General features: G+C 60.7%; 29 protein-coding genes. 26 read left to right on the top strand and 3 right to left on the bottom strand.

Annotated elements, in window-relative coordinates; translation table 11 throughout:
* Positions 1-43 precede the first annotated feature (43 nt).
* Positions 44-871, top strand: coding sequence for a phage head morphogenesis protein (locus ACR9ZN_RS09460; RefSeq protein WP_481272061.1), 828 nt, complete (start codon positions 44-46; stop codon positions 869-871).
* Positions 872-970: 99 nt separating this feature from the next.
* Here the strand turns inward: ACR9ZN_RS09460 and ACR9ZN_RS09455 are convergent, their stop codons facing one another.
* On the bottom strand, positions 971-1,987 hold the full coding sequence (locus ACR9ZN_RS09455; protein WP_481272060.1) for an IS110 family RNA-guided transposase: 1,017 nt from the start codon (positions 1,985-1,987) through the stop codon (positions 971-973).
* A 62-nt stretch (positions 1,988-2,049) separates the two neighbouring features.
* Between ACR9ZN_RS09455 and ACR9ZN_RS09450 the strand changes: the two genes are divergently transcribed.
* The 25 genes from ACR9ZN_RS09450 to ACR9ZN_RS09330 all read left to right on the top strand — a co-directional run bounded on the left by ACR9ZN_RS09450 (position 2,050) and on the right by ACR9ZN_RS09330 (position 23,222).
* Positions 2,050-3,420 (top strand): DUF2213 domain-containing protein, encoded by a 1,371-nt coding sequence (locus ACR9ZN_RS09450; RefSeq protein ID WP_481272059.1) that lies wholly within the window; start codon positions 2,050-2,052, stop codon positions 3,418-3,420.
* 12 nt (positions 3,421-3,432) lie between these two features.
* The gene (locus ACR9ZN_RS09445; RefSeq protein ID WP_454813776.1) at positions 3,433-3,924 is read left to right on the top strand and encodes a structural cement protein Gp24; all 492 of its coding nucleotides are present in this window, start codon (positions 3,433-3,435) and stop codon (positions 3,922-3,924) included.
* A 20-nt stretch (positions 3,925-3,944) separates the two neighbouring features.
* On the top strand, positions 3,945-4,988 hold the full coding sequence (locus tag ACR9ZN_RS09440; protein WP_481272058.1) for a hypothetical protein: 1,044 nt from the start codon (positions 3,945-3,947) through the stop codon (positions 4,986-4,988).
* A gap of 10 nt (positions 4,989-4,998) precedes the next feature.
* Complete coding sequence (locus ACR9ZN_RS09435) at positions 4,999-5,418, top strand: hypothetical protein (RefSeq protein WP_481272057.1); 420 nt, start codon at positions 4,999-5,001, stop codon at positions 5,416-5,418.
* 15 nt (positions 5,419-5,433) lie between these two features.
* Positions 5,434-5,853, top strand: coding sequence for a DUF4054 domain-containing protein (locus tag ACR9ZN_RS09430; protein WP_481272056.1), 420 nt, complete (start codon positions 5,434-5,436; stop codon positions 5,851-5,853).
* A 16-nt stretch (positions 5,854-5,869) separates the two neighbouring features.
* A complete protein-coding gene (locus tag ACR9ZN_RS09425) occupies positions 5,870-6,256 on the top strand; it encodes a hypothetical protein (protein WP_481272055.1) in 387 nt (128 codons plus the stop codon).
* Positions 6,256-6,702 carry a hypothetical protein gene (locus ACR9ZN_RS09420; RefSeq protein ID WP_481272054.1) on the top strand — a complete coding sequence of 149 codons (447 nt, stop codon included), beginning with the start codon at positions 6,256-6,258 and terminating at the stop codon, positions 6,700-6,702. The genes ACR9ZN_RS09425 and ACR9ZN_RS09420 overlap by 1 nt, the downstream gene beginning before the upstream one ends.
* Complete coding sequence (locus ACR9ZN_RS09415; RefSeq protein ID WP_481272053.1) at positions 6,699-7,085, top strand: hypothetical protein; 387 nt, start codon at positions 6,699-6,701, stop codon at positions 7,083-7,085. Before ACR9ZN_RS09420 ends, ACR9ZN_RS09415 begins: the two co-directional genes overlap by 4 nt.
* Positions 7,086-7,088: 3 nt before the next feature.
* Positions 7,089-7,814, top strand: coding sequence for a phage neck terminator protein (locus ACR9ZN_RS09410; protein WP_481272052.1), 726 nt, complete (start codon positions 7,089-7,091; stop codon positions 7,812-7,814).
* A 52-nt stretch (positions 7,815-7,866) separates the two neighbouring features.
* Positions 7,867-9,813, top strand: coding sequence for a DUF3383 family protein (locus tag ACR9ZN_RS09405; RefSeq protein WP_481272051.1), 1,947 nt, complete (start codon positions 7,867-7,869; stop codon positions 9,811-9,813).
* Positions 9,814-9,843: 30 nt separating this feature from the next.
* Positions 9,844-10,275 carry a phage tail fiber protein gene (locus tag ACR9ZN_RS09400; protein ID WP_434956196.1) on the top strand — a complete coding sequence of 144 codons (432 nt, stop codon included), beginning with the start codon at positions 9,844-9,846 and terminating at the stop codon, positions 10,273-10,275.
* Between the two features lie 13 nt (positions 10,276-10,288).
* Positions 10,289-10,804 (top strand): hypothetical protein, encoded by a 516-nt coding sequence (locus ACR9ZN_RS09395; protein ID WP_481272050.1) that lies wholly within the window; start codon positions 10,289-10,291, stop codon positions 10,802-10,804.
* Positions 10,805-10,932: 128 nt separating this feature from the next.
* A complete protein-coding gene (locus tag ACR9ZN_RS09390) occupies positions 10,933-13,086 on the top strand; it encodes a hypothetical protein (protein WP_481272049.1) in 2,154 nt (717 codons plus the stop codon).
* 50 nt (positions 13,087-13,136) lie between these two features.
* The gene (locus tag ACR9ZN_RS09385; protein WP_481272048.1) at positions 13,137-13,751 is read left to right on the top strand and encodes a phage baseplate protein; all 615 of its coding nucleotides are present in this window, start codon (positions 13,137-13,139) and stop codon (positions 13,749-13,751) included.
* Between the two features lie 7 nt (positions 13,752-13,758).
* The gene (locus ACR9ZN_RS09380) at positions 13,759-14,064 is read left to right on the top strand and encodes a phage baseplate plug family protein (protein WP_434956192.1); all 306 of its coding nucleotides are present in this window, start codon (positions 13,759-13,761) and stop codon (positions 14,062-14,064) included.
* Between the two features lie 375 nt (positions 14,065-14,439).
* Complete coding sequence (locus ACR9ZN_RS09375) at positions 14,440-15,312, top strand: baseplate hub protein (RefSeq protein WP_481272047.1); 873 nt, start codon at positions 14,440-14,442, stop codon at positions 15,310-15,312.
* Complete coding sequence (locus ACR9ZN_RS09370) at positions 15,309-15,980, top strand: Gp138 family membrane-puncturing spike protein (RefSeq protein ID WP_481272046.1); 672 nt, start codon at positions 15,309-15,311, stop codon at positions 15,978-15,980. The genes ACR9ZN_RS09375 and ACR9ZN_RS09370 overlap by 4 nt, the downstream gene beginning before the upstream one ends.
* Before the next feature lie 20 nt (positions 15,981-16,000).
* On the top strand, positions 16,001-16,342 hold the full coding sequence (locus ACR9ZN_RS09365) for a contractile injection system sheath initiator (RefSeq protein WP_454813759.1): 342 nt from the start codon (positions 16,001-16,003) through the stop codon (positions 16,340-16,342).
* Between the two features lie 4 nt (positions 16,343-16,346).
* Positions 16,347-17,588, top strand: coding sequence for a baseplate J/gp47 family protein (locus ACR9ZN_RS09360; RefSeq protein ID WP_481272045.1), 1,242 nt, complete (start codon positions 16,347-16,349; stop codon positions 17,586-17,588).
* Positions 17,589-17,591: 3 nt separating this feature from the next.
* A complete protein-coding gene (locus ACR9ZN_RS09355; RefSeq protein ID WP_481272044.1) occupies positions 17,592-18,344 on the top strand; it encodes a DUF2612 domain-containing protein in 753 nt (250 codons plus the stop codon).
* A gap of 9 nt (positions 18,345-18,353) precedes the next feature.
* Positions 18,354-19,574 (top strand): hypothetical protein, encoded by a 1,221-nt coding sequence (locus tag ACR9ZN_RS09350; protein ID WP_481272043.1) that lies wholly within the window; start codon positions 18,354-18,356, stop codon positions 19,572-19,574.
* A gap of 7 nt (positions 19,575-19,581) precedes the next feature.
* Positions 19,582-20,244: a hypothetical protein gene (locus ACR9ZN_RS09345; protein WP_481272042.1), complete on the top strand. Its 663-nt coding sequence runs from the start codon at positions 19,582-19,584 to the stop codon at positions 20,242-20,244.
* A gap of 9 nt (positions 20,245-20,253) precedes the next feature.
* Positions 20,254-22,176, top strand: coding sequence for a beta strand repeat-containing protein (locus tag ACR9ZN_RS09340; protein ID WP_481272041.1), 1,923 nt, complete (start codon positions 20,254-20,256; stop codon positions 22,174-22,176).
* 6 nt (positions 22,177-22,182) lie between these two features.
* Positions 22,183-22,515, top strand: a complete 333-nt coding sequence (locus ACR9ZN_RS09335; RefSeq protein WP_481272040.1) for a hypothetical protein — start codon at positions 22,183-22,185, stop codon at positions 22,513-22,515.
* 68 nt (positions 22,516-22,583) lie between these two features.
* Positions 22,584-23,222, top strand: a complete 639-nt coding sequence (locus ACR9ZN_RS09330; RefSeq protein ID WP_481272039.1) for an acetyltransferase — start codon at positions 22,584-22,586, stop codon at positions 23,220-23,222.
* Here ACR9ZN_RS09330 and ACR9ZN_RS09325 read toward each other — a convergent pair.
* Together ACR9ZN_RS09325 and ACR9ZN_RS09320 are read right to left on the bottom strand one after the other, a co-directional pair.
* Positions 23,216-24,064 carry a glycosyltransferase family 2 protein gene (locus ACR9ZN_RS09325; RefSeq protein WP_481272038.1) on the bottom strand — a complete coding sequence of 283 codons (849 nt, stop codon included), beginning with the start codon at positions 24,062-24,064 and terminating at the stop codon, positions 23,216-23,218. The two genes, ACR9ZN_RS09330 and ACR9ZN_RS09325, sit on opposite strands and share 7 nt — an antisense overlap.
* A gap of 1 nt (position 24,065) precedes the next feature.
* Positions 24,066-24,746: a class I SAM-dependent methyltransferase gene (locus ACR9ZN_RS09320; RefSeq protein WP_481272037.1), complete on the bottom strand. Its 681-nt coding sequence runs from the start codon at positions 24,744-24,746 to the stop codon at positions 24,066-24,068.
* Positions 24,747-24,867 lie beyond the last annotated feature (121 nt).

Genomic DNA, 24,867 nt, shown 5'->3' with positions numbered 1-24,867 from the left:
CCGGGGCCGCCCATACCAGGCCTGAAACCTTCGGAGACCGACCTTGCCTCAGAGCAATCGACGTCGCCGGACGCCGCAGGAGCGCGCCGAAAAGGTCCTGAGGCCGGTTCACCCAAACGCGGGGATTGAGGCCGAGTATCAGCGCCGGCTCAATCGCCTGATTGGCGAGATGCATCGCAGCGTCTTGTATTGGCTCTCGTCGGCTTATCGGGCCAACCAGCCCAGGATCGCCGCCGACGAGACACCAGCCGTTGCTCTGCGGCGCGCGATGCGAGAGATGGCGTCGCGCTGGCTCAAACGCTTCGACGAGGCCTCTGCCAAGCTCGCTGAATGGTTCGGCCAATCCGTGCAGAACCGATCGAGCGCCGCCCTGAAGAAGATCTTGAAGGACGGCGGGATCTCGGTTGAGTTCAAGATGACCCCGGCCATGCGGGACGTTCTGGACGCAACGGTCAATCAGAATGTCTCGCTGATCAGGTCGATCCCCCAGCAGTATCTCGGCCAGGTCGAAGGCGCCGTTATGCGCTCGGTCCAGACCGGGCGCGATCTCGCCACGCTATCAAAGGAGCTGGAGGCCCGGTTCGGCGTCACGAAACGTCGGGCGGCCTTCATCGCCCGGGATCAGAACAACAAGGCCACCGCAGCGCTGTCCCGGGCCCGTCAGCTCGAGCTTGGGCTCGACGAGGCGGTCTGGGTTCATAGCGGCGGCGGCAAGCATCCCCGGAAGAGCCACCAGAAGGCCGGTCGGGATAAGACCAGGTTCCCGATTGCAGAAGGATGGTTCGATCCGGAGGTTGGCAGGAAGATCATTCCCGGCGAGTTGATCAATTGCCGGTGCGTGAGCAAGGCGGTCATCAGAGGGTTTTCGTGAAGGGAGTGGCGGATCGCTGTTTTTTAACGAAGTTGCACGAAGCACTTCATCCCCGCCACAGATCTCACCACTCCCTTGTCCCTTGCGGGACCTCCGAAACTACGCCTCCCAACGATAGGGGGTGCCATCAAGCCATATTCGATGAAGGATGACGGCTAGACGACGGGACACGGCAGTGCGGGCAATTTTCGCGCCGCGGCGCTCTGCAACTCGCGTCCCCCAGACTTTCAGGGGAGAAGCCTTTGCATTTGGTCGAAGGAGAATCGTAGCAGCTGCTCTCAATATGTGCCGCAAGTAGGTATCGCCGAAATGGGAAATTCTCCCCCGCCGATCGACCCCTCCAGATTGGTATGTTCGCGGTGTCATCCCAAAATGCGCGCCCATTGATCGTGAGCGTTTGAAACGCGTGGGGTCGTCGACCGTCGACCGGTAAACCAATGCCACGAGCGGTCCCACCCCAGGCACGGTCATCAGAAGGTGGCAAATCTCGTCCGAATGGGCTGCGGCAAGCACCTGTTTATGCAGAGCCGTGAACTGCTCCTCCAGGGTTTGTCTGGCATGCAACAGAGGTTGGATGATCTCGCTCAGCGCTGGTTGTTTTACGAGAAGTTTTTGGACGCGCTCCTGATAGCCTTTGCGTGTGACGTGGCCGAGTTTGACACCAAAAGCGTGAAGTGTTCCCCTAATGCACTGTTCAGTTGCGATCAATTTTTGCTGGAGAAACCGGCGGTTGTTCAAGAGCGACTTGATTACCTGACGATCGAGCGATTTGACATGTACTGCCTTAAAGAACCCAAAGCGCATTATTTCAGCGATGCCGCGGGCATCATTGCGATCGGTTTTATTGAGACGGGCTTTGAGCACTGAATGGGCGTGTCGTGTTTCAATGCAGGTCACTGGAAACTTACGCTGCCGCAGCTCGCGATACAGCCATTGCGAAATTGGACCCGCTTCCAGTCCCACTGCCGCGCATCGACGTTTTTCTTTGGCAAGGAACTTCGCAATAGGCTTGGGAGAACTCTCTACGATCCCTTCCCGAACAAAATTGCCGGCGTCGTCGACTACGCAGACACTTGTCGTTTCAATCGAAATATCCAGCCCCACGTAGAACTTCATCGCTCTGGCCCTGATTGACGTAGAGCGACCGAACTACCTCATCAGTACCCCCGGAAAATGACATGCTGACCTCATCGAGCGACGAGATTGCGCTCGATCGCGCATCCGTGCGTTCGATCGATGCCGACGGCCACCTCCATGTCGAGCGGACGCCGATCAGCAAGGCCGTGGTGAACCACTACTATGGACGCGAGATCCCTGATTTCGAACGCCTCGGCCTCGATCCGGAACGGATCTATCGGCTCTATCGGCATCCCGACGAATTGGCGCGCGCCGCCGGCACCTTCGAGGGCAAGCCCCTCCTGATCCAGCACAAGCCCGTCAATGCCGATGAGCACCCGAAGGAACTCACTGTCGGTTCCATCGGCTCGCCGGTCAATTTCGATCCGCCTTACCTGACTGCTCCGCTGACGATCTGGGAAGGCGAAGCGATCGACCTGGTGCAGTCCAAGAAGCAGCGCGAGTTGTCGTGCGGCTATCGCTATCGCCCGGACATGACGCCTGGAACGACGCCTGAGGGGGAACCCTTTGACGGCGTGATGAGAGACATCGGGGGCAACCATCTCGCCCTCGTTGAGCAGGGTCGCGCTGGCCCGGACGTGCTCGTGCACGACAGCGCACTCGAACCATCCCCTGAACCCAAGGAAACTAAACAGATGCCTCAGGCTACTGTGCTGACGCGCAAAGGGGCCGTGGCCCAGAGCGCGCTCATGGTCTACCTGCGCCCGAAACTGGCGCAGGATGCCAAGATCGATCTGAAGCCGATCCTCGCCGGCCTCACGTCGAAGAACTTCGCCGACAAGCGCGGCACCATCATCGAGGGCGTCAAGAAGGCCACCGCCGGCAAGCTCGCCGCCGACGCCCAGCTCGACGACATCGGTATCCCTCTCGACATCGCCCAGGACGACATGGATCCGCGCGGCGAGGATGAGGATCCCGACGAGGACAAGGACAAGAAGGGCAAAGCCGAGGACGAGTCCGAGGAGGACGACGACAAGGCCAAGAAACCGGCCAAGGACAAGGGCGCCAAGGACAAGGAAGCCTGCGACGAGGACGACGGTGCCGAGGACGAAGATGACGACGACAAGGAGGAGAAGGTCAGCAAGTCCGCCATGGACGCTGCAATCCGCTCCGCCACCACCGATGCCGTCGAACGCGTCCGGCAACAGGCTCGCGATCTCAGGACCGCTGAGCAGGAGGTTCGTCCCTATGTCGGCGAGATCGCCGTGGCCTGCGACAGCGCCGAGGACGTCTATCGTCATGCCCTGAAGGCGATGAAGGTCGACATCGCCGGTGTGCCGGCCGTCGCCCTTCGCCCGCTGCTCAAGGCCGTCCCCGTGCCGAAGACCAGCGCTCCCTCCCTCCCCGCAATGGATGCCGCTGCCGAGGACGCTTACTCCAAGCGCTTCCCGAACGCCGGCCGCCTGAAATAAGGATCCTCGCTGATGTCTTTCCAGAAGCAGGTCTATATGACCCAGGCGCCTGCCGTTGCTGGCCAGCTCGCCTCTGTCAATCCGCGCCATTCGGCGCTCACCGTGGAAGGCGGCTTCGTCGCCGGCCCCAGCGGTGTCACCGTCGGTCTCTTCGTCTGGGCCGACGCTACCGGGCGCATCCTGTCGAACACCGGCACCGGACTGCCGACAGGCGTTGTTGCTCGCACCGAGCAGGCGCTCATCACCACGTACCTCACGGAATTCGGCAACACCATTCCGGCCGGCTTCGCGGTGGGCGACGTATTCAGCGGCGTTGACATCTGGGTCACCAATGCTGGGGCCGGCGCCGTCACTGTCGGCCAGAAGGGCTTTGCCAAGCTCGCCGACGGCACGATCTCGTTCGCCGCCGCGGGTGCTACCGTCGCCGGCAGCATCGAGACCAAGTTCTATGCGGCTACCGCTGGTGCCGCAGGTGAACTGGTCAAGATGACCGACACCATCTAACCTCACGGGGCAAATCGAACATGCGCAACACTGAATTTGCCCGCCTGGAGCGGGATTGGGGCATCGTCCTCATGGCTCAGGACTGGATGCCTGACGCCTTCAAACGGAACTTCCAGGTCGCTCTCGATGCCCAGCCGACGCTGGCCGTCGGCCCCGGCTCAAGCGGCGTTCCAGCCATCTACACAACCTTCATCGATCCGGAGGTCATCCGGGTGCTGCAGGCGCCGAATGAAGGCGCCAACATCCTCGGCGAGCGCAAGGAAGGCGACTGGACGACCCAAACTGCCATGTTCACGGTCGTCGAGAACACCGGCGAGGTCTCCAGCTACGGCGACCAGAACAACAACGGCCAGTCCGACGCCAACGCGACCTTCCCGCAGAGGCAGTCCTATCTCTACCAAACGCATATCGAATATGGCGAACTGGAAGAGGCCAGGATGGCCAACGCCAAGCTGAACTGGGTCTCCGAGAAGCAGATGTCGGCTGCTGCGACCTTGTCCAAGTTCCAGGACTACACCTATCACAATGGTGTTTCTGGCTTGCAGAACTACGGCCTTCTGAATGACCCGGCGCTTTCGGCCGCGCTCACCCCCGCCACCAAGGCGGCCGGTGGCGTCACCTGGATCACGCTCGGCGGCGTCATCAACGCCACCGCAAACGAGGTCTATGCCGATGTCCAGGCTATCTTCAACAAGCTGGTGGCGCAGACGCAAGGCCGTGTGAAGCGCAGCGATGCCCTCACCTTGGCGATGTCGCCCGGGGCGGATGTCGCGATGACCGCGACCAATAGCTTCGGCATCACGGTCGGTGACATGCTGGCGAAGAGCTTCCCCAATCTCAAGGTGAAGACCTCGCCGCGTTACTCGACCGGTGCCGGCAATGTCGTTCAGCTCATTGCCGAAAAGTTCGACGGCCATGACACCGGCTTCTGCGCGTTCAATGAGAAGTCGCGCGATCACGCAATAGTCCAAACCGGATCGGCGTGGAGGCAGAAGAAGACCGCCGGAACGTGGGGGGCGATCATTCGCTACCCGGTCGCAATCGCGCAGATGTTGGGGGTCTGACATGGACGAAATGGTTATCGTCGGTTGCCGACTCCCGCATGGTCTGGTGCTCCAGCTTCAGGAGAAGTCCTTCAATCAGGAGCCCGTCATGGGTGGCGGCTCCAGGAAGGTCGAGGTCTGGAACAAGGTTGGCCCTGCTGTCACGCTCAAGGGGTGGGCAACCCCCATTGACCGAGCTCCTACGACCCTGATCGTGAATGGCTTCGCCGTCACCAGGGTCAATGCTGAGTTCATGAAGGAATGGATGAAGCAGAACGCGCTGCATCCCGCCGTGACCTCTGACAACATCATCGTTATGGCGTCGACCGACGAGATCAAGGCCGAAACCGAAGGACGCAAAAAGGAAATCGTCGGCTTCGAGCCGCACGATCCCAAGAATGTAATCCCGGAGTTCAAGCGTCAGAACGTCGAGTTGGCCGCCGCGGCCTGATCCTTCGAGGCAAACATGAGCGACCCAGTCCCTTTCGTTTATCAGGACTGGGCCGCTGCCTATCCTGAGTTTTCCAATGTCACCGCATCACAGATCACAGCGCGCATCCTGCCCCTCGCACGGCAGGTCATCGCCGGTTTCATTGGCTGCGTCAGCGATCCTCAGGAACAGATCAATTTCCTCTGGCTGATGGTCGCCCACCTCAGCCAGCTGAATTTCGGTACCGCCGCAAGCCCGGCGACAGGGCTTGTCGGCCGCATCGCCAGCGCAACCGAGGGCAGCGTTTCGGTTCAACTCGACTTCCAGTCGACGCAGGCCCAGGCCTGGTATGTGCAGACCACCTACGGCGCGCTGTTCTGGCAGCTCGCTCGTCCCTATTGGCTCGGCGGTTTCAGCTTTCCAGCACCAGCACCGACGCCCTTCCCCTATCGATGACAGAGGAGCCCAGTCGATGGACATCGACGCAATGGGATATAAAATTCGCGATCTCCTGATCGCCAATCAACAGCTGACCGCCCAAGTCGCGGAGCTGCAGGCTTTCAGAGACCGTTTCTCGCCTATGCTCGAGGAGGCCGAGGCGCACTACTTGGCATCTCGGTCGCGGGCCACGGATCAGCCCCAGAACAGCGAGCAGCAGCAGGGCCAAGCCAAAGGACAGAAGTCCGACAGCGGCGAGCAGCAGGATGCCGGCGAGCAGTCCAATTCCGGTGCGGACAAAACCGAGCCCAACCCGGCTGGCGAGGCCCAGGACGGCCAGGAGGGAACTTCCGCGCCCGCGGCAGCGGACGATACCGCCGAGGCCAATCCTGGCGTGCCGCAGGCCAACGAGCAACCCTGATGGTCAAGATCAAGGGCGGCGATAAGCTCGAAGCTGCCCTTGCCAAGATCGCCAAGAACGTCACCAAAGCAGCGGCGGTTGATGTCGGGTTCCTTGAGAACGCGACCTATCCTGACGGAACATCGGTCGCGATGGTGGCGGCTATCCAGGAGTTTGGCGCGCCGAACGCAGGCATCCCTCCTCGCCCGTTCTTCCGCGGTATGATCAAGAAGAAGAGCCCGCAATGGCCGCAAGCGATTGCTACGCAGCTCAAGGAAACCGACTACGACGCCGAGAAGGCCTTGGGTCGCATGGGGGAAGGCATCAAAGGCCAGCTCCAGGATGCAATTGTCGATTTCAACTCAGTGCCTCTGTCGCCCGTAACGGTCGCGAAGAAGGGCAACGACAAGCAGCTCGTCGAGACCGGCCACATGTTGCGAAGCGCTGATTATCGGGTGAAGACATGAACCTCCACGGCATCGTCGCACCGGCAATTGGGATCGTGAACCCGTTCGTTTCGGCGACCGTCAGGCGCTCGGCCGGCTACACCACGCAACCAGATGGAAATCGCGTCCCTGCCTATACTGAATTCCCAGCGCGCGTGCAGGTCCAGGCGCTGACTTATACCGACATCACCAGGCTCGATTCCCAGAACATCCAGGGCGTCCGGCGCGCGATATATCTCAACGGTGCCGTGATGGGCATCGTTCGTGTCGACGAGCGCGGAGGCGACCTCATCGTCTTCCCGGCCGGCACGCTCCCTGAGGGCGATATCTGGCTTGCCGCTCATGTGCTCGAGGCGTGGCCGGACTGGTGCAAGGTTGCCATCACTCTTCAGAATGGAAGTTGATCCGTGTCCCTGGTTGCCGCGCCGACGCAGTCCAACATCTTCGTTGCGCTGCGCTCGTTCCTGATCGACATCCTTCCGCCTGGCGTCGAGGTTGTGCAAGGCCAGGACAACAGGGTGCCGGAGCCGCAGGGCGAAGATTACGTCCTGATGGTGCCCATTCTTCGGAGCCGCCTCTCGACGAACATCCACACCCCCGATGACGTCAGCTTCGTCGGCTCGATCGCGGGCACGGTGCTTACCGTCACGGAAATGACCTTGGGCTCGATCGAGGTCGGCCAGACCCTATTCGGTACCGGCATCGTTCCTGGCACCAAGATCGCCGCCCTCGGCACTGGAACCGGCGGCATCGGCACCTATACGGTCTCCCAGGCCCAGACCGTCGCCGCCGGCGTGTTGGCAAGCGGATCTGAAGAGATCATGCAGCCCACCGAGGTCACGATCCAACTCGACGTCCACGGCCCGAACAGTGGCGACAACGCGCAGACGATTTCGACCCTGATGCGGGATCCTGTCGGTGTCGACTTGTTCGCAGCCATAGGTTTCGACATCGCTCCACTTCACGCCGACGACCCGAAGCAAATGCCGTTCGTCAATGGCGAGCAGCAATGGGAATGGCGCTGGATCGTTGATGCCGTCCTGCAGGTCAATGCATCGCTGACCGTCCCGCGCGAGTTCGCCGAGAGCGTCAGCGTCAGCACCCACAACGTCCAGGCCGATTTCCCGGTCTGAGCGGCTTAGGCCTTCACTCCAAAAACAGTCGTTCAACCCCGAGGATCACACCTTGACCACGATCCCTGCCTCTCAACTCGTCCGCGTCATCCCGAATGTGCTCAGCGCGGGTGGTGCGGCCCTCGTCATGAATGGGCTGCAGCTCACCCAGAGCACGCGCGTTCCGATCGACGAGGTCCTGTCGTTCCCGAACGATGGTGTCTCCGTCGCCAACTATTTCGGCCTCTCCTCGCAGGAAGCGGCGCTGGCAACGACCTACTTCAGCGGCTTCAACGGTTCAACGAAGAAGCCAGCATCGATCCTGTTCGCCCAGTATAACTCGTCGGCCGTCCCGGCTCTGCTCCGCGGCGGCCCGGCGAACAAGCTGACGCTGGCCCAGTTGCAGGGTATCAGCGGCTCGCTTCAGGTGATCGTCGACGGCTATCCCCGCTCGGCCGCGATCGTGGATCTCGCCACCGCTACCAGCTTCAGCGCTGCAGCCGCCTTGATCGAGCAGGACCTCAACGCCAACCTGTCGAACGTCGCATCGGTCACTGGGGCAATCGCTCCTGCTACGGCCGCCTTCAACGGCTCGATCGCCGGCAATGTCCTCACCGTTACTGCCGTCACGTCTGGCACCCTCGTCCCTGGCGCCGTTATCGCCGGTACTGGCGTCATCAACGGCACCCAGATCACCTCGCAGATCAATGGCACGCCAGGGGGCATCGGCGACTATGCCGTTACAGCATCCCAGGCCGTGAACAACGTCGCGTTCACGGCGACCTATGGCGTCCTAACGGTCACTGCTGTTGCTTCGGGTACCCTGTCCGTCGGGCAGGTGCTGTCCGGCACCGGCGTGACTGCCGGAACCTTGATCACCGGCCTCGGTACCGGCGAAGGCCTTCTCGGCACCTATTACGTCCAGAAGACCCAGACGGTTGCCAGCGGCACGATCACCGCGGCGCCGTCACCTGTCGACGTCAGCTTTGACTCCGTCGGAGGCGGCTTCGTCATCGCATCGGGCATCACGGGAGCGGCATCCTCGATCGCCTTCGCCACCGGCACGGCTGCAGCCCCTCTCTATCTGACGCAGGCGACTGGCGCCAACCCGTCGCAGGGTGCTGCCGCGGCGGAGCCCGGCCCCTTCATGACGAAGCTAACGCAGGTCACTCAGAACTGGGCGACCTTCATGACGACGTTCGATCCTGATGGGGGCAACGGCAACGCTCAGAAGCTCAAGTTCTCGACCTGGGCCAATGGCCAGGACGAGCGCTGGGCTTATGTTGCCTGGGATACCGACATCACCCCGACCGAAAGCGCCAATGCTGCGAGTTCGCTCGGCGCTCTGGTGTTCGGTGCGAAGATGGACGGCACCTGCCTGGTCTGGAGCCCGACCGACGGGCCGAACAAGGCCGCCTTCGTCTGCGGTGCCGCCGCCTCAATCGACTTCGAAGCGACCAATGGCCGGATCACCTTCGCCTTCCGAGGCCAGGACGGACTTGTTGCCGATGTCACGGATGCAACGGTCGCCAACAACCTGATCGCAAACGGCTACAACTTCTATGGAGCCTATGCGACGGCGAACCAGCAGTTCCTGATGCTCCAGCCCGGGCAGATATCGGGCCGGTTCGAATGGCTGGACAGCTACGTCGACCAGATCTGGTTGAACAATGCTCTCCAGCTGGCCTTGATGGAGCTCCTCGTGAACGTCAATTCGGTGCCCTACAACGTCCAGGGCTACGAGCTGATCAAGGTCGCCTGCCTGGATCCAGTCGATGCGGGTCTGAACTTCGGCGCGATCCGCGCCGGCGTCACGCTCTCCAAGGCCCAGGCCGCGGAGATCAACAACACCGTCGGCCAGAGGGTCGACGAGTTGCTCTCGACCCAGGGTTGGTATCTGCAGGTCAAGGACGCCGCCCCTCAGACCCGACAGGCTCGCCAAACGCCGCCCTGCAACTTCTTCTACATGGACGGCCAGTCCGTGCAGCAGATCGTGCTGAACAGCGTCCTCGTCCAGTAAGCCCCAACCTGAAAATTCGGAGACCTTTCAATGGCTACGCTTACTGGCGCCAGCTGCATCATCACGATTGCGATTCCGGGGCTGTTCAACAGCCCCGTCACGCTCCAAGGCTTCGCCGCCGATGACGTTTTCGACGCCGATACCCAAGAGATCGCGGAAACGACCATGGGCGTCGACGGCATCCTGTCCGGCGGCTTTGTCCATGTCCCGGTTAAGCAAACGATCGCTCTGCAGGCGGACTCGGCATCTAACCTGATCTTCGAGACCTGGGCGGCGCAGCAGAAGGCCGCCCTGGACACCTATACCGCCAACGGGACATCGAACATCGTGTCGACCGGCCGGTCCTACGTCATGAATAAGGGGTTCTTGACCTCGTTCCCCTCCATTCCTGCAGTGAAGAAGCTGCTCCAGCCCAGGCGCTACACCATCACATGGCAGGGCATCCGGGCGGTCCCGAACTAAGCGGAGATGAGCTTTGCGCAAGACGAGTGATGTGACCATCACGGAAGACGGCCGTGATCAGGGCAAGACCTTCCAGATCCGCGAGATGTCGGCGCTCAAGGCGGAGCGCTGGGCGATGCGAGCATTGATCGCTGTCGGAAAGTCCGGGGTTGATCTGCCAGAGGGCTTTGCGTCCGGCGGCATGCGATCCCTGGCAATCGTCGGAGTCCAGGCTATCATGCGTATGGACTTCGCGGATGCCGAGCCTTTGCTTGACGAGATGCTCGATTGTATTGCCGTCAAGCCGGACCCGAAACGGCCGGAAGTCGTCCGCCCTCTCATGGTCGACGAGGATATCGAGGAAGTCTCGACGCTGCTGCGGCTGCGCCAGGAGGTCTTGGAGCTGCACACCAGTTTTTTCTCGAAAGGGAGGACCTCGGAACCGACTTCTCCGGCGCCCTCGAAGGACCCGAGCTCCTCGAATACCCAAACCTTCCCGCGTCCATCGGTGGACTTCTCTCGCACTCCGCAAACAAGACGGCCGCGCTGATCGATCTCCAGGAGCGCCTGTCGGTTGAGGACGTCTACGACCTCCTCGAGGTGTTGAGCGTGGACGCTCACAACCGCCTTGCCATCGCCAGGTACCAGGAAAAGCAAAGGGAATGACCCGTGCCCACCTTGATCGATAGCCTCGTCGTCGAACTCGGACTCGATCCGAGCGAGTTCACGAAGGGCCAGAAAAAGGCAGCGGAATCGTTCCTGAAGACCAAGGATGAGGCCGTCCGGTCGTCCAAGGCGATTGAGGAATCGGGTCGCAAGGCCGCCGACGGCATCAAGAAGATCGCTGTCGAAGCCCTGGCACTGTTCGCGATCTTCACCGGCACCAAGAGCATCACGAAATTCGTTTCGGATCTCATGAGCGCCGATGCCGCGCTGGGTCGCTTCAGCCGCACAGTCGGCATGGCCCCTCAGTATGTCGGCGCGATCGGCAAAGTCGTCGGTGAAGTCGGTGGAACGGCTGAGGCGACCGCCGGCACGATCGATGGCCTATCGAATTCGCTGACCCGCTTCCGGACCGCCAACGGCGATCTGCCGCAAGAGTTCTGGCAGCTCCGGGCCATGGTTGGTGGCAAGATCGATCCGCGCGGCTCCATGGTCGATTTCCTCGATCAGCTCGCCGCGGCTCTGCAGAAGGTGGAGCGGACCGATCCCCAGAAAGCGGCGATGTATGCCAAGGCCATCGGGATCGATCCTGGCACCTATCAGCTCATGCTGAAATACGGCCAGGAGCTGTCGAAGGTCATCGGCCTCCGCAAGGACCTGGCGCCGTCGAACCAGGACATCGAGAACGCCCAGAAGTTTCAGGAAGCCTGGAACAACATCTTCAACGCCGTCCAGAACCTGATCGAGAAAGGGATCCGAGCAATCGAGCCGGCACTGACGCCGATCGTGAAGCGCATGCAGGAATGGGTCGATGCGAACAAGGCCCTGATCGGTGACAGGATCGTCGAATACGCCAATTCGATCGCCTCTGCCTTCAAGTCGGCGGCCGACAACATCAGCGCGGTAGTTTCCGTTCTCAAGACGCTCGAAGACTTCAACGAGCGTTCCAAGAAGTGGGAAATCACCAAGATCCTGAACGGCTCAGCGTTCAACAGAAACACTCCGGAGAACAGCACGACATACGGCGATCCCAACGGCGCGTTGTCTGCCTCGGTTCGCAAGGGGAGTATTGCTGAGAGCATCATCAACTTCTTCGGTGGCGGATCCTCAGGAAAGGTCGACGGTGCGAGAGCGGCAGGCGGTCCAGTATCCGCGGGCCGGCGCTATCTCGTCGGTGAGCGCGGCCCTGAAATCCTCGACGCCGGCTCCAACGGCACGATCATTCCGAATGATCGTCTCGGCGGAAACCTCTCTGTCGACGGCCGGCCGATCAACCGCGGCAACCCGATGCCGGTTACCTTGGCAAACAACCAAGGTGGCGGCGAAAATTGGCTTCAGACCCTGGGCAAATGGCTCGGGTTTGGTGGCAATAGCGGGTCGTCGGGCGGCAGCGGAGCAACCAGTGGCGGCGGAGGCTTCTTCGGCGCAGTCGGCAAGGCTGTGAAGGGTGTGCTCGGCGGCAGTGGTAGTGATGCCGGCTATAGCCCAGCACCTGGAAAACCGGGGCAATATCGCCCGGTCTATAAGCTCGGCGATGCAGATCTCAGCGACGATGTGGTCAATGTCGTCAACGGCGAGGCCACCTCGTCGAAACTGAGCACGGATGCCGTCATCAACAACATGTTCAATCGCCTCGGCACTCGGGCCTATGGCCCCAGCGGAAACCTGAGGCAAGTCGCTCGAGCTCCCGGCCAATATGCTGGATACCGAAAGGCAACAGCCGAGCGGGCAGCCTTCATCAGAGATCGCATTCGTGCAATCGCCTCTGGAGAAGTGCCGGACGTGACGACTGGGGCCAACGAGTATCGTGCCAGCTGGTACAATGGGCCTTGGGGTCGGAAACATGCCAGTTCGCCGGTGATCGGGGGCAATCGGTTCGCCTACAATCCTAAGGTGGCACCCGGGCCCTATGCTCCGTATGCCCGCCCCAACCTGGGACTCGCTGGTGGGGATGGTGTTCTGTCGGGGGCCAAGGGCGCAGCTATCGCCGGAGGCAGCACGACGAACGACAACCGCAAGACGTCGACCTCGTCGAGTAGCTCTAGCACCACAATCGGGAAGATCGAGATCCATACTCAGGCCAAGGATGCCAACGGCATCGCCGCCAGCCTGCATGACTCGATCCGGCGCAACGCAACGGCCTCAGCCGCCAACAATGGACCGAACTGAAGATGGCATTCCCGGTAAATGTTCCAAACGCGCCGGGAGTGCCCTCTGTCGTGTTCGCCGGTACGGCCGGCGCCCCGCTCAACGTGATCACCAGTGACATCGCCTCGATCTTTGGCGGCCTGCTGGGGTTCTCGCAATGGGGGATCTATTTCTTCGGCTTTCCGCTGGTCCTAGCCGACAATGTCGTTGCATTTGAATTCCGCAACGAGTGGACGATCGGAGATTACCCAGTCGAGCGCGGAAGTTTCGAAAGCTACGACAAGGTTGCCAGCCCATTGCTGGCAAGGGTGAGGTTTTCGGCTGGCGGCTCCGAAGGTGACAGGGCCGCTTTTCTCGCCTCGATCGAGGCTATCGCCGGCGACCTCAATCTCTACGACGTCGTGACACCGGAGAAGGTCTACACCAGTTGCAACATCAATCACTACGATTATCGCCGAAGTGCGGATTCGGGCGCCGGCCTGCTAACCGTTGATGTCTGGCTGACCGAAATCAGGCAGACCGCCACGATGAGCGCGCAAAACGCCCAGGATCCTGGTGCCTCTTCACAAGTGAACGGCGGTGGGGTCCAGCCGTCTACGCCGACACCGGCACAGGCTGCGACAACCCCAAGCTTTGTGAACTATTCGCCCACCGCGGCAGGTCAAACGCCGCGCGGAGATAATTGAGGCGCCGATGCAGATCGTCCCATTGCAGTCGGTGCCGAACCAGGCGATCTCCATCCTGCTTGGTGGCCAGAACTGCCAAATCAATGTCTATACCAAGGCCGGCGGCCTCTACCTCGATCTCTATGTCGATAACGTCCTGATCGTTGGTGGTGTCGCCTGCCAGAACCTGAACAGGATCGTGCGATCGACTTATCTCGGCTTTGTCGGAGATCTTGGCTTCATCGACAATCAGGGGACTTCTGATCCGAGATATGACGGTCTCGGTGCCCGATACAGCTTAGCGTATCTGGAAGCGACCGATCTTGCCGTGTGACCGCTGCCGCTATCGCTCGTTGGTACGGCCGCACCCGTCCTTGTCGCAAACATAGTTCCCGGTGCCGGTCTTCATCAGACATGGCTGCTTCGGTTGCGGCATCGGCCCTTGCTGGGCTGTATCGTCCCATCGCCATTTTTTCCAAGCAGCAACGAAATCGGCCGAGCATTTCGGGTGGGCGGCCGACGCTGCCAGGGTCGACCCAAGCAATAGCGCCAGTACCAACGAGCCTATCTTAAGCATCTTCATCCTCAAATATCGCTCCGACCTGCCCAACGACTAACCGAAGCGTGCAGCATCCTCTCACGCACCTGTTGGAAGTCAACTGCCATCCCCACCGGTCTGGGTGGAGCATTTTCCTTTCGAGGCCTTCGAATGACCTTCAGCCAGAAGCTGATCAACGTCCAGTTTCAGCTGGCGTCGGGGTCGTTTGGCAAGAATGGCGACAACACCGCAACGATCACCGGGCATCGCGTCTCCTTCACCTGCGAATACCAGGGCGGCTTTAGCCAGAGCCAGGCCGCGATATCGATCTGGGGACTTCCCCTCAGCGTGATGAACCAGCTCTCGACAGTGGGAAAGAACTTCTCCCAGCGGCTCAACAACAAGATCGCAGTGTTCGCCGGCGAAAGCCAGGATGCGATGTCCGTCGTTTTCGAGGGTCAGATCATCACCGCCTTCGTTGACGCCGAAGGTATGCCCGACGTCGCGTTTCGGGTCCTGGCCCAGCCGGGAGGCTATAACGCGGTCAAGCCAGCCAAGCCGATCAGCGTCAAGGGCTCGGCGAATGCCGCTGACCTGGTGAAACAGATCGCCGGCCAGCTCGGCCTTGGCTTCGAGAACACCGGCGTCGATGCCAAGCTGTCGAACCCGTATTTCGCAGGATCGCCGTGGACACAGCTGCAACAACTGGCGCGGCACGGCGGGTTCTTCTGGACGGTCGAGTGCGGAAAGCTCGCGATCGTGAAACCGGGACAGTCCAGAAAGAACAGTGAGGTCCTGATCTCGCCGCAAACCGGAATGGTCGGCTATCCGGCTTTCTCGCAACAGGCCGTTATCACGAAGGCCCTCTTTAACCCCGCCGTGAAGCACTATTCGAAGGTCAAGATCCAGAGCGATCTCACCTCGGCATGCGGCGAATGGCAGGTCAGGAAATATGTCCTTGAGCTCGAATCCATGATCCCGCAGGGGCGCTGGTTCATGACCCTTGAATGTCTGCCTGGAGATGCACCTGCAGGTGTCGCATGAGTGGAAAGCCAGAAGGTTTCTTCGGCCAGCAGGGCGCTGCGGCGGACACATCCGACGTAAACGCCGCCGAATTCCAGATCCAACAGGCTCTGTTGAAGGTCCGGACAACGGTTCCCGTCAAGATCATTGCTGTCCACGGTGGCGGTACCGGTGGCGCGCCGGCAACCGTCGATGTCCAGCCATTGATCAACCAGATCGATGGCCAGGGCAACAAGACCGATCACGGCATAATCTATGGCATTCCTACCACGCGAAGCCAGAGCGGAAGCGCTGGCATCGTCATGGATCCGTCGGTGGGGGATGTCGGGGTCATGTCGATCTCCGATCGCGATATCTCCTCGCTGAAGTCGAACAAAGGTAGCCAGTCGAACCCCGGCTCCTTCCGGACTCATGACCTCTCCGACGGGATCTACACCCATACGATCCTCAGTGCCCAAGCCCTGACGAAGTTCATCCATCTCAGCGGCGACGGGATCTCGATGCAGGACGAGCACGGCAACAAGGTTTCCTCGAGCGGCGGCGGATGGAACTTCAACGGCGTCGTGATCGACAGTTCCGGCAACATCTCAACCCCGGGGGGCATCACGGCCGGCGCCGGAGGCGGTGATAGCGTCACCCTGCAGCAGCATCGTCACGCCGGCAGCCCGCCGCCAGATCCAGGAACCTGAGGGAGGCAATCATTCGTACCTTGCTTCTCGATACCGAGGCCTGGGATCTCGCGGTCGATACAGCCGGCAACATCGCCGTAGCTAGCGAGCCCTATTCCCTCGCCCAAGATGCCGCCAGCGCAATCCGCCTATTCCTCAACGAGCTCTATTACGACACCTCACAGGGTATTCCCTACTTCGAGCAAGTTCTCGGTAGGCGGCCGCCGATCTCGCTGATGAAGGCCCATTTCAATCGCCAAGCCATGTCTGTCCCCGGCGTGGTCAAGGCACAAAGCTTCATCACCGACTGGACCGACCGCAAGGTCAGCGGACAGGTCCAGGTCTGGGATGCGAACGGCAACGCCTCCGCCGCAGGATTCTGAACCCATGACAGTGCAGACCAATGTGCCGGTCCCGCAATGGACCGACAAAGGGTTCATCGTGCCCGCGACCGCCGATATCCTTGCCGGCGTCCAGGCCGACATCAATGCCGCGTTTGGTGGGAACCTCAACTTCACTACCAATGATGGTTCCACGACGAACCCGACGCCGCAGGGGCAGCTTGCCGCCTCAGAAACCGCGGTCATCGACAACGCCAATGCGCTGTTTCTTCGGACGACGCAGCAGGTCGATCCGGCCTTTGCTGAAGGGCGCATGCAGGATGCTATCGCTCGGATCTACTTCATTGAGCGAAACCCGGCGCAGCCAACCGTCGTACAGGCGCTCTGCACGGGCCTTCCTGGCGTTGTCATTCCACCCGGCGCACTCGCTCTTGCCGCTGACGGAAACCGCTATATTTGCTCCGCTGGAGGTACAATCGCGCTCTCCGGGAACGTCACTCTGCAGTTCGAATGCTTGGCGGTTGGGCCGATCCCGTGCTCCGCCGGTTCTCTGAACCAGATCTACCAGGCCATTCCCGGTTGGGACTCGATCTCCAATCCGGCAGATGGCGTGCTGGGAAACGATGTCGAGAGCCGCTCAGCATTCGAAGCCCGGCGCGCGCAATCCGTCGCCCTGAACTCCCTCGGCAGCCTGCCATCGGTTCTTGGCGCGGTCCTGAACGTGCCAAATGTCATCGACGCCTATGTGACCGAGAATGTATCGAACTCGATGCAGACGATCGGTGGTGTCTCGCTCTATCCGAATTCGCTCTACGTTGCGGTGGTCGGCGGCGACTCCAATGCTATCGCCAAAGCCATTTGGTCGAAGAAGGCTCCGGGCTGCGCCTACAATGGCAACACGACGGTGCAGGTGCAGGATATCAGTGCGGGATACGTTCCGCCCTATCCGACCTATCCGGTGTCGTTTCAGATCCCCGCACCGCTGCCAATCTACTTCGCCGTCAAACTTAGCAGTGGCCCACAGGTCCCTGCGGATGCAGCAACTCAGGTCCAGAATGCAATCATCGCGGCCTTTGGCGGCGAGGATGGCGGCATCAGAGCCAAAATCGGCACGAAGATCTATGCCAGCCGGTTCTATTCGGCAGTTGCGGCTTTGGGTTCTTGGGTCCAGATCGTCTCGATCGAGATCGGCACAAGTGCGCTCGATGCGACGCATTTCGAGGTCGGGGTGAACATCAACCAGATCCCGGTCGTCTCGGCGGCCAATATCAACGTGGCATTGAGCTGATCGATGACAGGCACCGGACCCGATTATCCCAGGCCCCCCGCAGCGGGGTCCAATGGGATCGGGCAGTTCATCATTGGCGTCAGCCAGATCGGGGATATTCCGTCGTTCGACGTCTGGAAGACGGTCATTTCGCAGTATGCGAACAGCCCGATCCTGACCCGCCTCATCGAGAACATCGCCGCTTATATCGATCCAACGAAGAACCTCGATCTCTTTTTCGATTACATCTGGAATGTGGCAACGGCCCAGGACTATGGGCTCGATGTCTGGGGTCGCATCGTTGGTGTCCGTCGGATCCTGCAGGTCCAGACCGGCGACTGGTTCGGCTTCGGTGAGGCCCTGCCAGGATCGGAACCCTTTGGACAGGCGGCGTTCTATTCAGGCACCCCGCTGACCAGCAACTACTCGCTGTCAGACGAGTCATACCGCCTGCTGATCATGACCAAGGCAGCGGCGAACATCACTGACGGGTCGATCCCCTCCATCAACCGGATCCTGATGTCGCTCTTCCCCCATCGTGGGAATTGCTACGTCACCGACGGCACCCCGCCCGGCGATTGGTTCGGTTTCGAGGAATCGCGCAACGCCCACGGTTTCAACCAGGCGCCGTTTTACGCCGGCCAGGCCCTCCCCACGATGGTGATGACCTACACCTTCGAGTTCGACCTCACGCCCGTCGAGCTTGCGATCGTCCAGCAATCCGGCGTTCTGCCCAAACCCACCGGCGTCTTCGCCTCGGTCGTCGTGCCCAACTGAGAGCCCTCCATGAAGTATAATCAGATCCCGGCGAAGTTCCTCATTCCGTGGGGAGCCAGTGCCGGCGGCGGCTTCATCAATCCGATCCCGACTGCTTCACAGATCGCCATAAATCCGGGTCGGGCATCGCTCACAGATGGCTTCCCGCCCCTGAACTTCCAGCCTGTCGGTGCCGGCGGCGTCCCGCCATTCGGCCAGGATATGAACGGTATCCTGAACCAAATCACCATGTGGAATCGCTGGCAGGCGGCAGGTGCCCCGATCAGGTTCGACGCGGATTTTTGTGCCTCGATCGGCGGCTACCCGATGGGTGCCATGCTTTCCGGCAGTACGTCCGGCACGGTCTGGCTCAACACTGTCGACGACAACCTGACTAACCCCGAAGGCCCCAGCCCCGTCGGTTGGATCAATCTGGCGACACAGTCGGCATCGATCAGCGTCGGCACCGACACAGGCGGCGCCAACGTCCTCACCGCCGACGTCAGTCCGGCACCGACGGCCTATCTCAACGGCGCGATCTACATCGTCCAGAAGATCGGCACCGCCAACAACGGCGCCATGGTGGGCAATATCCAGTCTTTGGGCCAGCGACCCATCGTCGGGCCCAACGGCGCCCCGCTGACACAAGGCCAATACCCGGCAAGCCATAATGGCATCTTGATCTATCTCACGGCCCTGTCGTCGCTGCTTCTGCTCAACCCGGCTTCAGCCGCCGATCCGAGCACCGTGCAGCCCGGGACAATCGAGTTCTATACCGGTGTTGTGCCGCCAACGGGGCGTATCAAGGCCAACGGCGCTTCGCTTAGCCGCACAACCTATGCCGCTCTGTGGTCATTCGCCCAGGTCAGCGGCAATCTCGCCGGCTCCCAAGCCCTAAAGACCGCAGGCCAGTACGGCCCCGGTGACGGTTCCTCGACCTTCACAATCCCCGATCTCAGAGGCTACTTCCTGCGAGCGTTTGATGACACTGCGGGCATCGATCCGGGTCGGGCCTTCGGCAGCACACAAGGCGACGCCTTCAAGAGCCATAGTCATGCCACCATGGCGCAGTCCGGTGGGAATGTATGGGTCGATGCCGGGAGCGTCGCAACTGGGCCGAACGCTGCTGGTCGAGCAATCAACGCTGCATTTACCGGTGTCTTCACCGGGGCAAGTTGCATCACCGGACTGACGGGCGACAGCGAGACCAGGCCGAAGAACATCAGCCTTCTCGCCTGCATTAAAATCTGAGGTCGACATGCAGATCTGGAATTACGAAGCCGGCTCCGGTGCACTCATCGGGCCCGGCACGGCGGATCCATGCCCGATCGAGGCCGGGCAATACCTTGTGCCGGCGAACGCGACGTCCATCGCGCCGCCAGAATTCGATCCGGAGACGGAAACCTGCACATTCCAAGACGATACCTGGACCGTGTCACCTCGGCCGGTGGAAGGACCGGAACCGAAACGCGAGCTATCCCAGATCGCGGCGGAATCCTCTGGTATTTGCGCCGCCATCGCCCAGGACATCCTCCGCCAGATCTATCCGGACCCGATACGGCAGGCCGCCATTCAAAGCGCTGCCGCTGTCGTCATCGGCAACGGAGGGAGTGCCCCGACATCGGGCCCGGCCGCCCAGAAGGTGCGCGATTTGGCGCGTCTGCACATCAAGGGCGCGGATGCCGTTGAGATCTTTTCGTCGATCGTCGTCACTCTCCAGCTCGCTACGATCGATCTCAACATCGCCCTGGCCTCGGCGGAGATGGCTATCGCGGCGGCCAGGAAGGTCGGGCAGATCAAGGCAGCTGTCGACGCCTTCCAAGCCTCGATCGCAACCATCGTCGCCAACATCAACGAAAGCCGGGTGCCGGCGCCTGTCGTACCGCCTGAGGCGGTCGTGTTCCCCGGAATCAACGCGTAGAGACCCGACATGAAGCTTCGTATCCTCGCCGCCCTGGCCATGTTCTGGCCAGCGCTGGCGCTTGCCCAAACGTCGCCGAACCTGACCTATGGCCAGGTGCCGACGCCTGGCCAGTGGAACAGCTACTTCGCGGCCAAGCAAGATGTCCTCGGCTACACGCCGGTGAACCGCGCCGGCGATACCATGTTCGGCACGCTGAAGACTCTTTCTCCGACGGGGAACGCGGCTGGCCTTGTGGTGACACCCGGTCTGGCGCCGTCGTCGCCGGCCGATGGGAGCATCTGGGTCACCAATACCGGCATCTTTACCCAGATCAACGGATCGACAATCGGCCCCCTCGGCGCCGGCACGATCAACGGTCCCGGGATCACGACATCAGGCAATGTCGTCACCTGGGGCAATGCCACCGGTACTGCGCTGCAGGACATCGGGAAGGCCGCGCCCGCGGGAGATTTCGTCGGTACGAGCGACACTCAGACGCTGACCAACAAGAGCATTTCGGCAGGCCAGATCAATACCGGCACGCTTGCTCCGGCGCAGTTGCCCGCTCTGACCGGCGATGTCACCAGTTCAGCCGGGACCGCCGCAACCACAATCGCTGCTGGCGCCGTCACCTCAGCCAAGATGGCGACAGGTGCGGCCGTTGCGAATATCGGCTTCACGCCCCTGAATCGGGCCAGCAACCTTTCGGATGTCGCCAATGTCGCCACATCCCGTACGAACCTCGGCCTCGGATCTGTTGCGACGCTCAACAGTGTCAGCCTGACTGCAAACGTCACCGGGACGCTTCCAGTCGCCAACGGCGGGACTGGTGCGGCAACGCTGGGGCAATACAACGTACTGATCGGAAATGGCACCTCGGCGCTTGCAGGAACGCTCCTGACCGCTGGCCAACTTCTCGTCGGCCAGGCGACGTTCCCTCAGGCCAGAACGCTCAGCGGCGACTGCACGCTCGCCAACACCGGAGCGATCACCTGCCTCAATACCAATGGTGTGGCCTTCGGCACCGCGGCAACAAAGAACGTCGGCACGGCCGCCAGCAATGTCGTTCAACTGGACGGCTCCGGCCGCTACCCTGCCGCCGACGGTTCCCAGATCACAAACCTTCCCGGCGTCATCTCCGTTCCGGTAAGACAAACCGTCCTCTCCGGCCCTGCCTCCAGCGGGCTGCCGAACTTCCTCCCGGGCACGGCTGCAAGTCTCAGCATCACCAGCCAAAATGTCTCGACTGGCTCGGCCGCACTTATTGCGACCGCAGGGAATGGCTATGGCACTAACGGCGCCATCAACGTCATCGGCCAAGCGACGAGCAACCTGACCTGGCCCGGTCTCACCGCGTCGACCACAAACTACCTCGGCGTAACGATCAGCGGTGGAGCACTTAGCCCGTTCTCGACCACGCTTGCCCCGATCTATCAGTTCGGGGGAGCGATCTCGACGACGAACGGCCAATACTCGTTCGATATCGTCGGGATGCAGATGTATCTCGGGAATGGGACGGTTGCCAATCCAGTCAGCGCCGTCTTCGTTGGGGAAGTGGCGACGAGCGCCACGGCAGTCACTTCCTCGATTGCCTATGCCTACCGTCGTTCTTATCGCTACGTCGATACCGGGTCGTTTCCGAGCGCTGGCACAGCAGTTTCGAAAGCGCACAACATCGGCACCTCAGTTGGTCTTGTGGGCACGCTCAGCCTTGTCTGCGCGGTTGCAGAGGGCGGGTATAATGTCGGGGACGTTGTAACCCACATCGGAATGGCGTCGGCAGGCCCGTGGTACTCACCTCTCAGCCTAGGGCTCGACAACTACAACGCCAAGTTCGCCTCGGGCTCAAACGTAGCGTTCCTTATTGCCAATCCCACGAACGGCACCGTTTTGACAGCGCCCACGCTGTCAAGGTGGCGCTACGCCATCCAAATATCGAGCACTTGGTGAATGATTATGTGGATCAACCCCAGCACAGGAGCAGTCTATGTCGGCGATTGCCGTCCCGGAGATCGGGAGGCAACCGCCGGTGAGATTGCGGCGTGGCAAGACGCCAATACCCCAACCAAAACGATCATCTTCAAGGCCGACATCTGGCGCCGGGCGACCGATGACGAAGCCGCCACGATCGATGCTCAACTGAACGCCCAGCCCGTTCGTCTGCGTCGCATGTGGCAGGACAGTCAAACCCTATCCACCGGTGATGAAATGTACCCGGTCGTAAAGGCGGCTTTCGAGGCGGCGTTCGGCGTCGATCGGGCAGCTGAATTGCTGGAGCCAGCAGCATAGGTTTCCAACTGGCGTAACCAAGGTCTCGCTGCTATCGTGGTTGAGAAAACAGCGAACATGCGGATCAGATGACCGAAGTCGTTTTGTGGGGCGGTACTGGGCATTCCCGCGTGCTTCGCGAATTGCTAAGCCATCTTGGCATGGCGGTGACCGCAGTCATCGACAACCGTGAAATCGAACCTCCATTCGCAGGGGTTGAGACTATCCGCGGTATCGACGGGCTGAAGGCTTGGCTGGAAAGTCGGGCCGATGGTTCAATCAAGCCGTCCTATGCTCTTGCGATTGGTGGCGGTTATGGCCGTGAGCGCCTCGCCATAGCAAAGGACCTCGACGATCTCGGCCTGCCACCGATGACTTTGGTCCACCCAACGGCCATGATCGCGTCTGATGCAATCCTCACATTGGGGTCCCAGGTACTTATCGGGGCTACAGTGGCGACATGTGTTCGAGTTGGTCGATGCTCGATCATCAACACCCGCGCCGGCGTCGATCATGACTGCATCATCGGCGACGGCGTCCATATCGGTCCCGGCGCCACTTTGTGCGGCCAGATCGAGGTCGGAGACGGCGTCTTTGTCGGAGCCGGAGCGACAGTGCTGCCCCGGATCAAGATTGGCCACGATGCCATTGTCGGCGCCGGCGCCGTCGTGACCAAAGACGTGCCGCCCGGAAGCACTGTTGTCGGCGTGCCCGCCCGGCCTCAGTAGCGAAACAGTGTCCGTTTGATGATCTTCTTCATCGGGTAGACCCGTTTGCCGACATAGAGGCGGTTGGCCGCCTTGATTGCCAGCTTCGTGAACGGATCGAACGGGCGTTCGTCCACCATTTCAGCGCAGCATTTGAGGAACTCGCGCCGCAGTTCCAGGAGCTCTGGAATCGGCTGCCGCTGTCCGGTTCGCGGGCCGTGGGCCTTCGGCGTCACACGCTGAATGAACTTGGTGTCGGGCGCCGCCGTGACCTGCTGGTCGAGCAGCAGCGGATAAAGGGTCAGATGGTCCGAGGCCCAGGCATAGGGAAACTCGGTCCAGACCTTGCCAATGAGAGGTCGCAGAGTATCAGTTTTCCATATCCCATAGTACCAGCCGGCATGAGAGCCAAACATCAGCATCAGGATCGCTTTGAGTCCGTGTCGGGCTGGGATCGAAGGAACATAGTCCCTTGTCGGCCGTCCATTCGGGCGCTCGAACTGGATCGTGCCTGTTGCCAGCGCAGCGGACGGCGTTCGCTTCAATGCTGCGACAAGCTTTTCGACGTAGTCAAGCGATGAAATGTCATCATGTGCCCGCCACATAAAGTAGGGCGTTATCGCCTGCTCCAGGGGGGCGATGAAGTTCTTGACGGCACCGACGTTCTCGGGTCTGCGGGTGTACCTGATGCGGTTGTCCAGCGCTGCGAAGCGTTCGGCGATCTCTTGGGTTCGATCAGTTGACGCATTGTCGAAAAGCAGGATCTCGATATCGGAGAACGTCTGCCGGACCAGACAGTCCAGGCACTCCTCGAGCTGGTCCTGGCCGTTATAGACAGGAACGCCAATCGTAACCTCAGCCACTTCAGAGCTTCCCGCGACCTGTTGCGCGATTGAAGGCTGTCGGAATCCTCTTTTTTCGCTGTAGCTGCCAAATCGAAATACCAAATCGAATTGCGAAGTTTCTGATCAGGATGAAGTCTTTTGCCTGGATCAGGTCGTCGAAGACTCGTTTACAATCCCACACCCCTAGCGTGTCGTGGAGGACTATGTACCCGCCGACCTTCAATAGTTCCTTCGTCAGAAAGATGTCTTTGCGTAACCCATGATAAGTGTGGTCGCCATCGACAAAGGCGAAATCGATCTTGTTTTCGTATTTCATCAGGCGCTGCCGAACCTCCGGCGCATGGGAATCGGAGATTATTTCCTCGATGAGGTCGCTGTTCAGGTCTTTTTTGATGCGGGCCCAATGAGGGAACACCGGATGTGTGCCAACGTCGACCACGATCGTCTTATCCGCAGAATAATAGTCACGTAGAAACTTTGTCTGCCCGCCGGAAGCTATGCCGATATCCATACTGTATTCGGCAGGCTTCAGCTTGGTTGCCGCATAGTGCACGAACGATCCGAATTCCTCGGGATCTTGCTGGAGGAACAGACCGTTTTCGCGCGGAGGATAGCCAAAAAAAGTCTCGTCGGAGGATCCTGCCTCTTCGACGGCATGGGTGATACTCTCTCTGCTGCCAGCCGGTTTAGTCGCACGCATAGACCTCTCCCCTCATGCGCGAGCGACGCTAGCCTGCCGTCACATTGAAGACAAGCTCATCTGATTTCATACTAAGGTAGACATGGAGGCGCAGGCACTCGCGTGCTATATGATCGCGAAC

It is taken from the genome of Labrys sp. HAY1-8F, assembly GCF_056754975.1.
The sequence above is the reverse complement of the archived record's forward strand: the minus strand, read 5'-3'. Positions and strand labels throughout refer to the sequence as shown.

Coding starts and splice junctions, on each gene's coding strand:
- ACR9ZN_RS09350 (WP_481272043.1), top strand. CDS start 18,354: ATGAAGTATAATCAGATCCCGGCGAAGTTCCTCATTCCGTGGGGAGCC.
- ACR9ZN_RS09450 (WP_481272059.1), top strand. CDS start 2,050: ATGCTGACCTCATCGAGCGACGAGATTGCGCTCGATCGCGCATCCGTG.
- ACR9ZN_RS09415 (WP_481272053.1), top strand. CDS start 6,699: ATGAACCTCCACGGCATCGTCGCACCGGCAATTGGGATCGTGAACCCG.
- ACR9ZN_RS09400 (WP_434956196.1), top strand. CDS start 9,844: ATGGCTACGCTTACTGGCGCCAGCTGCATCATCACGATTGCGATTCCG.
- ACR9ZN_RS09375 (WP_481272047.1), top strand. CDS start 14,440: ATGACCTTCAGCCAGAAGCTGATCAACGTCCAGTTTCAGCTGGCGTCG.
- ACR9ZN_RS09425 (WP_481272055.1), top strand. CDS start 5,870: ATGGACATCGACGCAATGGGATATAAAATTCGCGATCTCCTGATCGCC.
- ACR9ZN_RS09440 (WP_481272058.1), top strand. CDS start 3,945: ATGCGCAACACTGAATTTGCCCGCCTGGAGCGGGATTGGGGCATCGTC.
- ACR9ZN_RS09455 (WP_481272060.1), bottom strand. CDS start 1,987: ATGAAGTTCTACGTGGGGCTGGATATTTCGATTGAAACGACAAGTGTC.
- ACR9ZN_RS09445 (WP_454813776.1), top strand. CDS start 3,433: ATGTCTTTCCAGAAGCAGGTCTATATGACCCAGGCGCCTGCCGTTGCT.
- ACR9ZN_RS09345 (WP_481272042.1), top strand. CDS start 19,582: ATGCAGATCTGGAATTACGAAGCCGGCTCCGGTGCACTCATCGGGCCC.
- ACR9ZN_RS09330 (WP_481272039.1), top strand. CDS start 22,584: ATGACCGAAGTCGTTTTGTGGGGCGGTACTGGGCATTCCCGCGTGCTT.
- ACR9ZN_RS09335 (WP_481272040.1), top strand. CDS start 22,183: ATGTGGATCAACCCCAGCACAGGAGCAGTCTATGTCGGCGATTGCCGT.
- ACR9ZN_RS09320 (WP_481272037.1), bottom strand. CDS start 24,746: ATGCGTGCGACTAAACCGGCTGGCAGCAGAGAGAGTATCACCCATGCC.
- ACR9ZN_RS09340 (WP_481272041.1), top strand. CDS start 20,254: ATGAAGCTTCGTATCCTCGCCGCCCTGGCCATGTTCTGGCCAGCGCTG.
- ACR9ZN_RS09355 (WP_481272044.1), top strand. CDS start 17,592: ATGACAGGCACCGGACCCGATTATCCCAGGCCCCCCGCAGCGGGGTCC.
- ACR9ZN_RS09435 (WP_481272057.1), top strand. CDS start 4,999: ATGGTTATCGTCGGTTGCCGACTCCCGCATGGTCTGGTGCTCCAGCTT.
- ACR9ZN_RS09430 (WP_481272056.1), top strand. CDS start 5,434: ATGAGCGACCCAGTCCCTTTCGTTTATCAGGACTGGGCCGCTGCCTAT.
- ACR9ZN_RS09360 (WP_481272045.1), top strand. CDS start 16,347: ATGACAGTGCAGACCAATGTGCCGGTCCCGCAATGGACCGACAAAGGG.
- ACR9ZN_RS09370 (WP_481272046.1), top strand. CDS start 15,309: ATGAGTGGAAAGCCAGAAGGTTTCTTCGGCCAGCAGGGCGCTGCGGCG.
- ACR9ZN_RS09380 (WP_434956192.1), top strand. CDS start 13,759: ATGCAGATCGTCCCATTGCAGTCGGTGCCGAACCAGGCGATCTCCATC.
- ACR9ZN_RS09420 (WP_481272054.1), top strand. CDS start 6,256: ATGGTCAAGATCAAGGGCGGCGATAAGCTCGAAGCTGCCCTTGCCAAG.